This is a genomic window from Streptomyces sp. NPDC045967 (assembly GCF_056430495.1).
The window spans coordinates 13,702-25,516 of the sequence record NZ_JBWKLE010000017.1; the positions used below are offsets into that span (position 1 = coordinate 13,702).

Below are 11,815 nucleotides of genomic sequence, written 5' to 3' on the forward strand. Positions count from 1 at the left end.
ACCGAGGGGCTGGGCCACTCGCCCGAATGAACGAAACCGGCGGTCGGGCGGTGGTGCGTAACCCGGCGGGCGCCCCGCGCGTTGAAGGCGGTGTCGGCCGTGGCGGGGAAGACCCCCGAGCCCCCACCACGGCCGCGGATTTCCCGGCGCCGCCCCGCACCACCCGCGGGCGCCGGGCGGACGGCGTCGGTGACGGTCAGGCGAGGCCCGCGCGCTCCATGGCCTCGGTGCCGGCCCGCAGGGCGGCGATCCGCTCGTCGAGCGTGAAGCCGGCCGGGGCCAGGGTGAGGGTAGTGACCCCGGCCTCGGCGTAGGCCCGCATCCCGTCCGCGATCCGCTCGACCGGGCCGAGCAGCGTGGTGGAGTCGATCAGGGAGTGCGGGACGGCCGCGGCGGCGCCCGCCTTGTCGCCGGCCAGGTACTTGTCCTGGATCTCGGCGGCTTCCTTCTCGTATCCCATGCGCTGGGCGAGCTGGTTGTAGAAGTTCTGCTTGCGGCTGCCCATGCCGCCCACGTACAGGGCGGTGTACGGGCGGAAGGTGTCGGCGAGCGCGGTCACGTCCTCGCCGAGGGCCAGCGGCACCGTCGGGCAGACGTCGAAGCCGTCCATGGTCAGCCCGGCCTTCTCGCGGCCCGCCCGGATGTGGGTGAGCGCGGTGGCCTCCAGGTGCTCGGCGGCCGGGAAGATCAGCAGCGCGCCGTCGGCGATCTCGCCGGTCTGCTGGAGGTTCTTGGGTCCGATCGCCGCGATGTAGAGCGGGATGTGCTCGCGCTCCGGGTGCACGGTCAGCTTGATCGGCTTGCCCGGGCCGCCGGGGAGGGGCAGCGTCCAGTGCTCCCCCTCGTAGGTCAGGCGCTCGCGGCTCATCGCCTTGCGGACGATCTCCACGTACTCCCGGGTCCGTGCGAGCGGCTTGTCGAACGTGACGCCGTACCAGCCTTCGGAGACCTGGGGGCCGGAGACGCCGAGGCCCAGCCGGAAGCGGCCCTTGGTGAGGGAGTCCAGGGTCGCGGCGGTCATGGCCGTCATGGCGGGCTGGCGGGCCGGGATCTGCAGGATCGCCGAGCCGACGTCGATCCGCTCGGTCTGGGCGGCGACCCAGGCGAGGACGGTCGGGGCGTCGGAGCCGTAGGCCTCGGCGGCCCAGCAGACGTCGTAGCCGAGGCGGTCGGCCTCCTGTGCGACGGCGAGGTTGTCGGCGTCCATGCCCGCACCCCAGTAGCCGAGATTGATGCCGAGCCGCATGTGTCGTCCCCTTACCGAATGTACCGATCAGTAACGTGCGTGTGCGCCGGACTCTAGCGCGCCCGGAGCCCCTGCGTCAGGGCCCCAGTAGTCTCAGCGCCCATGGAGCAGAGGCATCTCGGCCGCACCGGACTGCGCGTCTCCCGGATCGGCCTCGGCACCCTCACCTGGGGCCGCGACACCGGCGAGGAAGCCGCCGCCGAGCAGGTGAAGTCCTTCTGGCAGGCGGGCGGCACGCTCGTCGACACGGCCGACGTGTACGGCGGCGGGGAGGCGGAGTACCTCCTCGGCCGGCTGCTGGCGGGGCTCGTCCCGCGCCGGGACCTGGTGATCGCCACCAAGGCGGGCAGCGTGCCCGATCCGGACCGGCGGTTCGACGGCTCGCGCGGGCACCTGCTGGCCGCGCTGGACGCCTCGCTCGACCGGTTGGGCACCGACCACGTCGACCTCTGGCAGGTGCACGCCTTCGATCCGGTGACCCCGCTGGAGGAAACCATGCAGGCGCTGGACCTGGCCGTGGCCAGCGGCCGGGCCCGGTACGCGGGAGTGGCGGGATTCTGCGGCTGGCAGCTGGCGAAGGCGGCGACCTGGCAGCTCGCGGCGCCGGGAGCGCGGACCCGGCTGGCCTCGACCCAGATGGAGTACTCGCTGCTCCAGCGGGGGGTCGAGCGCGAGGTGCTGCCGGCCGCCCTGGACCTGGGTGTGGGCCTGCTGCCCTCATCCCCGCTGGGGCGCGGGGTCCTGACGGCCAAGTACCGGGACGGTACCCCGCCGGGCTCGCGGGGGGCTTCGCAGTCGCTGGCCGCTCTGGTGGACCCGTACCTGGACGAGGCGTCGGGCCGGATCGTGGAGGCGGTGGTGACGGCGGCCCAGGGCCTGGCGGTGACCCCGCTCCAGGTGGCGCTGGCCTGGATCCGGGACCGGCCGGGGGTGGTCGCGCCGATCGTGGGCGCGCGGACCTCGGCCCAGCTCGATGAGGCCCTGTCAGTGGAGGCCCTTAGTCTTCCCGAGGAGATCTGCCGGGCGCTGGACGATGTGTCGGCGCCGGTGCACCGCTATCCCGATCAGGACTGGAGCACGCTGTGAGTACGGACCGCTCGGCCGAGCCCGCTGCCGCGCAGGAACCGCAGGCGCCGCCCGTCCGGCCCGCTGCCGCGCAGGAGCCGGCCGTTCCGGTGCCCGACGGGGGCGACGCCCCGGACACGGCCACGGCCGACGACACGGATGAGGGAATCCGCGCCGAGGAGGCCGGGGAGGACGACGGAGCCGAGACGGACAAGGGAGCCGGGGCCGGGGAGGCCGACGGAGCCGGGGCCGAGGAGGCCGACGGAGCCGGGGCCGAGACGGACGACGGAGCCGGGGCCGGGGAGGACGACGGAGCCGAGGCCGGGGAGGCCGGGGCGCAGGACGTCGCGCCCGCTGAGCCCGCCGGGGGTGACGCGGCGGCGGCCGCGGCCGAGCTGAGCGAGGCCCAGGCCGAGCTGGCGGCGCAGCGGATCGAGCGGGAGCGGATCGCCCGGCGCAAGGCCGAGCGCGAGGGCCCCGTCGAGGCCGGGGCCAAGCTCAGCGGGCAGGCCGCCGACCTGCTCGCAGCCGTACGGGCCGTGGAGAGCGGTGCGAAGCCCCCTTCCGTGTACTTCGACGAGGCTCCGGCCGCGCCGCGCAGGGCCGCCCCCGCTCCCCCGGCGCCGGCCCGCACACCGGCTCCGGCTCCGGCCGCCGCCCCCACGGCGGACACCGTCGACGCCGTTCGGGCCGTCCTGGCCCGCGGCGGCGCCCCCGAGGCTCTGGCCGCCCCGGTCGCGGCGGCGCTCGGCGACGGCGCGGCCGAGCGCCTCGCCGGGAACCCCTGGCTGCTGCTCTCGGTCGCCGCCGTCCGCCCGGCCCAGGCGGACGGCTTCGCCCGGGCCCTGCTGGGCGCCGGAGCCGGACCGGGCGACGAGCGCCGCGGCTGCGCCCTGGTCGGCTGGTTGCTGGTGCAGGCCGGGCTGAAGGGGCACACCGCGCTGGAGGCCCCCGTGCTGCGGTCGGCGCTGGCCCAGTACGGCGTGCCGGATCCCGAGGGCGCCCTAGAAGCGGCCATCGCCGAAGGCTCGGTGCTCGTCTTCCACGAGCCGCTGGGCCCGCCGGCCGGGGAGGACGAGGAGCAGCCGGTCCGGGTGCTGGTGGGCTTGGAGGCGGCGGCCATGGCCGAGGAGTCCCTGGCCGACGGGCTGGCCCGGATCGCCGGGACCTTCGACGCCCCGGCGGACTGGGCCGAGGCCGCCACCGGGACCGGCGCCGAGCTGGTGCGGGCCGCCGCGGGCCACGGCCTGGTCACCCACACCGGTGGGGAGGCCGCCCGCGCCGAACCGCTCGCGCTGATCGCCGCCGCCCGGAAGTCCGGCCTGCGGGCCTGCCTGGCCGCGCACGCGCCGTCGGCGGAAGGGGTCACGGTCGCCGGGCTGCTCGCGGGGACGGAGGGGCCGGGGCGGGATGCCGACGGGCAGTTCGCGCTGGACCTGCTGGTGGTCCTGGACGCGCCCCAGCTGGACGTGGACACCGCGGCCGCCCTGGTGGAGTCCGTCCCCGACGGCGCCCGGCTGGTGCTCTCGGGAGATCCCGGAGTGCTCGGGTCCGCGGGGGCCGGGCGGGTCTTCGCCGACCTGCTCGCCGCCCGTACCTGCCCCCAGGTGGTCTCCCGCGTCCCCGACCCCGGTCCGCTGGGCGAGCTGGTCTCGGGGGTCGGCGCCGGGGAGCTGAACCAGGTCGACGCCCCCGGCAAGGAGGTCGTCATCGTCCCGGTGCGCGACGCCGGGGAGGCCGTGCACCGGACCGTGCAGCTGGTGGCCGAATCAGTGCCGCGGGCCTTCGGGATCGAGGCGGACGGCGTGCAGGTGATCACCCCGGGCCACGGCGGCCCGGCCGGCACCCGCGCGCTGAACGCCGCCCTCAAGGAGCGGCTGAATCCCGGCCCCGGCCGGTTCGGCGGCTTCGATCCGGGCGACCGGGTCGTCCACGTGCCCTCCCCCGGGCGGGCGCTGCCGGCCCGGGTGGTGTCGGCCGACGCGGCGGGGCTGCACCTGGAGCGTGCGGGCGGGCCGGTCGTCGTACCGCAGGAGCTGGTGGAGTCCCAGGTGCGGCACGGCTGGGCGGTGACGGCGCACCAGGCGGTGGGCGCCCGCTGGCCGGCGGCCGTCGTCGTCCTGCCGGGGGACGCGGCGCAGGCCCTCTCCCGGGACTGGGTCTACACGGCGTTCGGGCGGGCGGAGCGGCACCTGTCCGTGGTGCACGGCGTGGACCAGGCGCTGCCGCGCGCGGTGACGGAGGTGCTGCCCAAGCCGCGTACGACCCGGCTGACGGGCCTGCTGACCGCTTCGGCGGCGTCGGCCGAGCAGCCGGAGTGACACGGAGGCGGCCCCCGCGGTGCGGGGGCCGCCTCCGTCGCCTTCGGGCCGGGCGCCCGGTGCGGTCAGGCCGGGGTCAGCCCCGGCCGCACGGCCTCGCCCTCGTCCTCATCGGCTTCCACGTCCTCGCCGAACTCGTCGGTGTCGTCGTCGAAGACGGAGCTGACGTCGAACCGGTGCATGACGTCCTTGGGATCGGTGTGGCCGAAGGGCGAGTTGAGCCACTCCCCCGGCTCGGCCATCTCCTCCGAAGCCGCGATCCACAGCGTGGAGTCGCCTTCCTCCAGCCCGAACTCCTTGTAGCGGGAGGCGATCTCGTCGGGTTCGTACTCGCCGAAGAGCACGCCCAGGGCGCCCGCGGTACCGCCGTCCTGTGCCAGTTCCGCGTCCTGGTCGTGCGCGGCGACCCGCTCGGCCTGGGCGATCAGCCGCGGAGGTTCGACCACGGCGTAGTCGCGGCGGATGAGCACGCTGAACGCGGCGGGCTCGGTGGGGCCGGTGTAGGGGACGCCGTCCTCGGGGTTCGGGATCTCGAAGGGGGTCACCTCGTCGTAGCGGTCGTAGAGGAGCTCGTCGTACTCCTCGGCCGCGGCGGCGAGTTCGTTGAACGCGGCGTAGACGTCGGGATCCTCGTCCCCGGTCCTGCGCTCGACCGCGGCGAGGTGCCGGTCGAGCGCTTCCTTGACCGCCTCGGCGGCGGCGCGTACCTCGGCAGCAGTGGGCAGAGCGGCATCAGACATAGAGCAGACGCTATCCGTAGCAGGGCTCTGCCCGCACAATAGATGCGATGCCGGAATACGAATTCGTCGACGTGTACGTGCCCCGCGGTGTCCCCCGCAAGGAGGCGACCCGCCTGCTGACCGATCATGCCGAGTACGGGAACTGGGAACTCGACCGCCTGACCCTGCACCGGGACGGCAGCCGCCGCGTGCGGCTGCGCCGCCGGATCATCCGCCAGGTCCGCGCGACCTGGTGACGCGGGCTCCGCGTGCGGAGCCCGCGTCGGGCACGGCCGTCAGGCCGCGGAGCGGGCGCGCCGGTAGAGCAGGGCGCCGCCCAGCAGCAGGCCGCCTGCGAGCGGGAGGCCGGCGGTCAGGAGATCACCGGACCCCGTGGCGGCCAGACCGGCCGACGGGCCGGGGCCGCCGGTCTCCGGAGCGGGGTGGGTCACCGGGGTGACGGGCGTCACCGAACCGGTGGCCGGACCGACCCCCGTACCCGGCGCACCGGGCGTGCCGGGCGTCTGACCGCCGGGGGTGCCGTGCCCGGGGGTGCCGTTGCCGGGGTTCCCGTTCCCGGGGTTCCCGTTGCCGGGGTTCCCGTTCCCAGGACCGCCGTTGCCGGGGTTCCCGTTGCCCGGGTTGCCGTTGCCCGGGTTGCCGTTGCCCGGCGTGCCCGGGTGGTCGTCGCACGGTTCTTCGTCGTCGTGCCCCGGGTGGCCGGGGCTGCCCGGGTTCCCCGGGTGGGGCGTGCCGGGAACGTCCGGGTGGTCCGGTCCGCCGTGGCGGTGGGAACCGTTGAGGCAGTGGTTGCCGAAGGCCGGATTGAGGGCGGCCACCACGTTCACGGTGTTGCCGCAGGCGTTCACGGGCGCCTCCACGGGCACCTGCGCGGTGTTCCCGGACAGCAGTCCCGGAGAGTTCGCGGCTTGGCCCGAGGCGACGGAGTCCGCAGAGGCGTACCCGCCGCCGAGCGCGAGGACACCCCCCGCGGCGGCCATGGTGATCAGGGTCTTCCTGGTGGTGTGTGCCGGTCGTCGTCGCATGTGTACTCGTCCCCTGGTGTGTACGTCCAGGCTCCCCCGCCTGGTCCGCCGAAAGTGAGAATCGGGCCTGAAAAGCCCGGTGGCCCCGGAACGCTGGAATGCGTTCCGGGGCCGAAAGACTTCAGACGCGTCAGGCGTTGACGCAGGTGTTGCCGAAGGCCGGGTTCAGCAGGCCGATCACGTTGATCGTGTTGCCGCAGACGTTCACGGGGATGTGAACGGGGACCTGGACGACGTTGCCGGACAGGACACCCGGGGAGCCGATGGCCGCACCCTGGGCACCGGCGTCGGCGACGGCCAGACCCGCACCCGCGAGAACCAGGCCACCGGTGGCAGCCGCAGCGGCGACAACCTTCTTGATCATTGTTCCTCCTAGTAGGCAATTGCGGTCCCAGCCGCGGACCGCACCACCTGTAACGAGGAAGGATCACCAGGGCTACGAGCGTATGAGCGCATTCACTCTTCCCAGTGGTGTGCGCACACCTCTGCGATTCTCAGGCGTTGTCGATGAATCGGTCGAGGACCCGCACACCGAACTTCAGGCCGTCGACCGGCACGCGCTCGTCCACGCCGTGGAACATCCCGGCGAAGTCCAGCTCCGGCGGCAGCTGCAGCGGTGCGAAGCCGAAGCAGCGGATGCCGAGGTCGTCGAAGGACTTGGCGTCCGTACCGCCCGAGAGCATGTACGGGACGGCCCGTGCGATCGGGTCCTCGGCCTTGAGGGCGCCCTGCATCGCGTCGACCAGGCGGCCGTCGAAGTCGGTCTCCAGGGCCTTGTCCCCGTGCACGTCCTCCCGCTTGACCCGGGGGCCGAGGATGCGGTCCAGATCGGCGAAGAACTCGTCCTCGTACCCCGGCAGGAAGCGGCCGTCGACGTGGGCCGTGGCCTGGCCGGGAATGACGTTGACCTTGTAGCCGGCGCCGAGCATCGTCGGGGCGGCGGAGTTGCGCAGGGTCGCGCCGACCATCTTGGCGATGCCGCCGAGCCGGGCGAGCGTGGCGTCCATGTCGTCCGGGTCCAGAGGGGTCCCGAGCGCGTCCGAAAGCTCGTCCAGGAAGCTCCGTACGGTCTTGGTCACGCGCACCGGCCACTGGTGGCGCCCGAGCCGCCCCACCGCCTCGCACAGCTCGGTGATGGCGTTGTCCTTGTTGGTCATGGAGCCGTGGCCGGCGGTGCCCTCCACCGTGAGCCGCATCCAGTGCATGCCCTTCTGGGCGGTCTCCACCAGGTAGAGCCGCAGGTTCTCGTTCACGGTGAAGGAGAAGCCGCCCACCTCGCCGATCGCCTCGGTGACGCCCTCGAAGAGCCCCGGGTGCTTGTCCACCAGGTGCCGGGCCCCGTACACGCCGCCGGCCTCCTCGTCGGCGAGGAAGGCGAGCACGATGTCGCGCGGGGGCTTGCGGCCGCTGCGCATGCGGTCGCGGACGACGGCCAGCGTCATCGCGTCCATGTCCTTCATGTCGACGGCGCCGCGGCCCCACACGCAGCCGTCCGCGATCTCTCCCGCGAAGGGGTCGTACGTCCAGTCGGCCGCGTTCGCCGGAACCACGTCGGTGTGCCCGTGGATCAGCAGCGCGGGCCGCGAGGGGTCCTCGCCCTCGATGCGCGCCACGGTCGAGGCCCGCCCCTTGTGCGACTCGAAGACCTGCGGCTCCAGCCCGACCTCGGCGAGCTTCTCCGCGACCCACTCGGCGGCCTTGCGCTCGCCGGGGCCCGAGTGGTCGCCGTAGTTGCTGGTGTCGATCCGGATGAGGTCCCGGCAGAGGTCGACGACCTCGTCCTCGCCGGAGACGGTCCTGCCCGCGCTCGACTCGCTCACGCTGCTTCCTCCCACTGATCGGTACCGAACTGCCTCCATCCTCCCGCTCGGGAGCCCTCTCCCCAAGGGCACTCCCTGGCCACCGGGGGGTGTGATCGGGGCCCCCGGATTGTTTGGTAATGTTTTCCACGTCGGAACGGCCCGCGAGGGCCGCGAGACAGACACCTTGTCCGGGTGGCGGAATGGCAGACGCGCTAGCTTGAGGTGCTAGTGCCCTTTATCGGGCGTGGGGGTTCAAGTCCCCCCTCGGACACAGAAGAAGGACCCCGCTTCGGCGGGGTCCTTCGCGTTGTCCGGGGTCCTTCGCGTCGCCGGCGCTGCGGAAGCCGACGGGCCGCCCGCGGGGCCCCCGGCGGGGGCCCCGTGAGCGGCCGGGCCGCGTCAGCCGCGGTCCGCGGCCAGCTCCGCCACCCGGCGGCGGACCAGGAACCAGCCTCCGACCAGGGCCGCGCCGATCACGGGGACGAACAGGACCGTGGTGCGTCCCACGCCTCCGTCGCACCACATGAGGACCAGGACGGTGAGGAGGAAGGCCAGGGTCACGAGCTGGGTGTACGGGGCCCAGGGCAGCCGGTAGGCGGGGCGTTCGACGCGGCCCTGCCGAGCCCGGCGCCAGAAGTGGAGCGAGCAGATCATGACCATCGCCCACGTGCCGAGGATGCCCAGCGAGGCGAAGTTCAGGACGATCTCGAAGGCCTCCTCCTCCATGAAGTAGTTCAGGCCGACGCCCGCGATGCCGAAGGCCGCGGTGAAGAGGACCCCGCCGTAGGGGACCTTGCCCTTGTTCATGAGGCCGGTGAAGCGGGGGGCGGAGCCGGACAGGGCCATGGAGCGCAGGATGCGCCCGGTGGAGTAGAGCCCCGAGTTCAGGCTGGAGAGCGCCGCCGTCAGCACGACCAGGTTCATGATGCCCGCGGCGCCCGGGACGCCGAGCTCGTCGAAGACGGTGACGAAGGGGCTCTGGTCGGAGGAGTACGCCGTGTACGGGAGCAGCAGGGCGAGCAGGACCACGGAGCCGACGTAGAAGAGGCCGACGCGCCACATGATCGAGTTGATGGCCTTGGGCATGATCTTCTCGGGGTTCTCGGTCTCGCCGGCGGCGACGCCGCAGAGCTCGACCGACGCGTAGGCGAAGACGACGCCCTGGATCACCAGCAGCATCGGCAGGACTCCGGAGGGGAAGAGGCCGCCGTTGTCGGTGACGGTGGCCAGGCCCGGGGTGTGGCCGCCGATCTCGTGGCTGGTGGCCACGAGCCAGATGCCGACGATCAGGAAGACGACCAGGGCGGCGACCTTGACCAGGGAGAACCAGAACTCCATCTCGCCGAAGTACTTCACGGAGATCAGGTTCGCGGTGAGGACGACGGCGAGGGCGATGAAGGCGAGGACCCACTGGGGGACGTCGGTGAACAGCGACCAGAAGTGGGCGTACGTCGCGGCGGCCGTGATGTCGGCCACCGTGGTCGTGGACCAGTTGAGGAAGTAGAGCCAGCCCGCCGTGTAGGCGCCCTTCTCGCCCATGAACTCGCGGGCGTAACTGACGAAGGCACCGGAGGAGGGACGGTAGAGCACGAGCTCGCCGAGGGCCCGGACGACGAAGAAGGCGAAGACGCCGCACACCGCGTAGGCGATCGCCAGCGAGGGGCCGGCTCCGGCGAGGCGGCCTCCGGCGCCGAGGAACAGGCCGGTGCCTATCGCCCCGCCGATGGCGATCATGTTGATGTGGCGGGACTTGAGGTCCTTGCTGTAGCCCTCGTCACCGGCGTCGACATGGCGGGAAGACGCCGGGGCGGGAGCCTCGGTCAAGGTGCGGTCACTCATGGATGACTTCGCCTTCGTGGGGGTCGGACAGGCAGGCCGGACCGGCTCGGGGGCATGCGGGTGGTGTCCCCTGTGCTGCGGTTCGGTCGTTTTGATCGCCCCAGGAGACCATGGCGGTCCGCCCGCCGCCAAAATCGGCCCAGCGCATCGAAGCCCCCGACGACCTTGGAAAAGGGCGTCGAGGGCTTCGTAGGAGGCGGAAAGCGAGGCGTTCGGGTCAGTTCTTGGCTGTGGCCTCCGCCACCTGGTCGAGGCGGAACGCCTCGTTGCCGAGGCCGATGCGGGCGTGCACCTCGGGCCGGTTCCGGCGCAGGAGCGCTCCGTAGACCAGGCCGCCCGCGGCGGCGGCGCCGATGACGCCCGGCAGGAGCCAGCTCAGCGCGGAGCCCTTCTCGGCGCCGACCAGGACGCCGAAGTCCTTGACCGTGTAGACGGCGATGGCGAGCAGGGCGAGCCCGGCGGCGCCGGCCGCGACGAGCCGCCAGACCTGGGCGCCGGCGGTGCCGCGGCGGACGAAGAAGGCGATGACGGCGAAGGAGGCGGCTGCCATGAGGAGGGTCACACCGAGGGCGCCGACGCTGCCCATCCACGTGAACAGGTGCAGTACGGGGGCGGTCGGGTCGCCGGTGGGCTTGTCGTCGGTGACGGCGAAGGCGAGGACGACGAGGGTGGCGATGCCGGTCTGCAGGAGGGAGCCGGTCGCGGGGGCGCCGGTGCCGGCGTTCGTCCGGCCGAAGACGGCCGGGAGCAGGCCCTCGCGGCCCATCGCGAAGGCGTAGCGGGAGACCACGTTGTGGAAGCTGAGCATCGCCGCGAACATGCCGGTCACGAACAGCACGTGCAGGACGTCGGTGAAGGTGCCGCCGAGGCGGGCCTCGGTGAGCTGGAACAGCAGGCCGGGGCCGGCTTCGGCGGAGGTCTTGACGACCTCGGAGGGGCCGGTGGCCACGGTCAGGGCCCACGCGCTGAGGGCGAAGAAGAGGGCGACGAAGCCGACGGCGAGGAACATCACCCGGGAGACGACGATGTGGGGCTTGCTGGTCTCCTCGGCGTACACCGGGGACTGCTCGAAGCCGACGAACGCGGCGATGCAGAAGCACAGGGCGGTGCCGAGGCCGGGGCCGGCGAGGGTCTCGGGGTTGAAGGCGTGCAGCGACAGGCCCTCGGCGCCGGGCTTGCCGAGTGCGGCGAGGTCGAAGACGACGACGAGGGCGCACTCGATGAGGAGCAGGACGCCGAGGACCTTGGCGTTGAGGTCGATCTTCAGCCAGCCGAGGGCGCCGGTGGCGGCGACGGCGAGGAGGGCGGGGATCCACCAGGCGAGCTCGACGTCGAGGTAGGTGGCGAAGAGGCCGGATATCTCGAAGCCGAGGATGCCGAAGACGCCGACCTGCATCGCGCTGTAGGCGACGAGGGCCACCAGGGAGGCGCCGGCGCCGGCGGTGGGGCCGAGGCCGCGGGCGATGTAGGCGTAGAAGGCGCCGGCGTTGTGGACGTGCCGACTCATCTCGGCGTAGCCGACGCTGAAGAGCGCGAGGACGAGGCCGAGGATGACGAAGAGCAGCGGCTGGCCCACGATGCCCATGACGCCGAAGGTGGTGGGCATCACACCGGCGACCACCATCAGGGGGGCGCTGGCGGCGAGTACGGAGAGCAGCAGGCCGGCGGTGCCGAGCCGGTCGGCGCGCAGGGCCCGGTCCTGGCCCTTGTACGTACGGATCTCGGCCGGGTCCTGGAGCGTGGTGGATCTGCCCGTCGGCATGGCGGGTCCGTCCTT

Annotated in this window: 10 protein-coding genes and 1 tRNA gene; 4 read left to right on the forward strand and 7 right to left on the reverse strand. The window is 73.1% G+C overall.

Going from position 1 to position 11,815, the window contains the following annotated elements; genetic code table 11:
• Positions 1-196 precede the first annotated feature (196 nt).
• A complete protein-coding gene (locus tag AC07FY_RS25895) occupies positions 197-1,246 on the reverse strand; it encodes an LLM class F420-dependent oxidoreductase (RefSeq protein WP_479010431.1) in 1,050 nt (349 codons plus the stop codon).
• Between the two features lie 102 nt (positions 1,247-1,348).
• Here AC07FY_RS25895 and AC07FY_RS25900 point away from each other — a divergent pair, with 102 nt between their 5' ends.
• Positions 1,349-2,332, forward strand: a complete 984-nt coding sequence (locus tag AC07FY_RS25900) for an aldo/keto reductase (protein WP_479010433.1) — start codon at positions 1,349-1,351, stop codon at positions 2,330-2,332.
• Positions 2,329-4,632, forward strand: coding sequence for a helix-hairpin-helix domain-containing protein (locus tag AC07FY_RS25905; RefSeq protein ID WP_479010434.1), 2,304 nt, complete (start codon positions 2,329-2,331; stop codon positions 4,630-4,632). The genes AC07FY_RS25900 and AC07FY_RS25905 overlap by 4 nt, the downstream gene beginning before the upstream one ends.
• Before the next feature lie 65 nt (positions 4,633-4,697).
• On the opposite strand, the gene AC07FY_RS25910 is transcribed toward AC07FY_RS25905, so the two are convergent.
• Positions 4,698-5,372: a hypothetical protein gene (locus AC07FY_RS25910; RefSeq protein WP_479010437.1), complete on the reverse strand. Its 675-nt coding sequence runs from the start codon at positions 5,370-5,372 to the stop codon at positions 4,698-4,700.
• 47 nt (positions 5,373-5,419) lie between these two features.
• On the opposite strand from AC07FY_RS25910, the gene AC07FY_RS25915 reads away from it, so the two are divergent.
• Entirely contained in the window at positions 5,420-5,608 is a 189-nt protein-coding gene (locus AC07FY_RS25915) for a DUF5703 family protein (protein WP_031146791.1), read from the forward strand.
• 39 nt (positions 5,609-5,647) lie between these two features.
• On the opposite strand, the gene AC07FY_RS25920 is transcribed toward AC07FY_RS25915, so the two are convergent.
• The 3 genes from AC07FY_RS25920 to AC07FY_RS25930 all read right to left on the reverse strand — a co-directional run bounded on the left by AC07FY_RS25920 (position 5,648) and on the right by AC07FY_RS25930 (position 8,217).
• Complete coding sequence (locus tag AC07FY_RS25920; protein ID WP_479010440.1) at positions 5,648-6,397, reverse strand: chaplin; 750 nt, start codon at positions 6,395-6,397, stop codon at positions 5,648-5,650.
• A 130-nt stretch (positions 6,398-6,527) separates the two neighbouring features.
• A complete protein-coding gene (gene chpH / locus AC07FY_RS25925) occupies positions 6,528-6,761 on the reverse strand; it encodes a chaplin ChpH (RefSeq protein ID WP_479010443.1) in 234 nt (77 codons plus the stop codon).
• A 130-nt stretch (positions 6,762-6,891) separates the two neighbouring features.
• Positions 6,892-8,217, reverse strand: a complete 1,326-nt coding sequence (locus tag AC07FY_RS25930; RefSeq protein ID WP_479010446.1) for a M20/M25/M40 family metallo-hydrolase — start codon at positions 8,215-8,217, stop codon at positions 6,892-6,894.
• 168 nt (positions 8,218-8,385) lie between these two features.
• On the opposite strand from AC07FY_RS25930, the gene AC07FY_RS25935 reads away from it, so the two are divergent.
• Positions 8,386-8,470 (forward strand) — tRNA-Leu (locus AC07FY_RS25935).
• A gap of 128 nt (positions 8,471-8,598) precedes the next feature.
• On the opposite strand, the gene AC07FY_RS25940 is transcribed toward AC07FY_RS25935, so the two are convergent.
• Together AC07FY_RS25940 and AC07FY_RS25945 are read right to left on the reverse strand one after the other, a co-directional pair.
• The gene (locus AC07FY_RS25940; protein WP_479010449.1) at positions 8,599-10,038 is read right to left on the reverse strand and encodes an amino acid permease; all 1,440 of its coding nucleotides are present in this window, start codon (positions 10,036-10,038) and stop codon (positions 8,599-8,601) included.
• A gap of 217 nt (positions 10,039-10,255) precedes the next feature.
• Positions 10,256-11,800 carry an APC family permease gene (locus tag AC07FY_RS25945; protein ID WP_479010452.1) on the reverse strand — a complete coding sequence of 515 codons (1,545 nt, stop codon included), beginning with the start codon at positions 11,798-11,800 and terminating at the stop codon, positions 10,256-10,258.
• Positions 11,801-11,815: the final 15 nt, after the last annotated feature.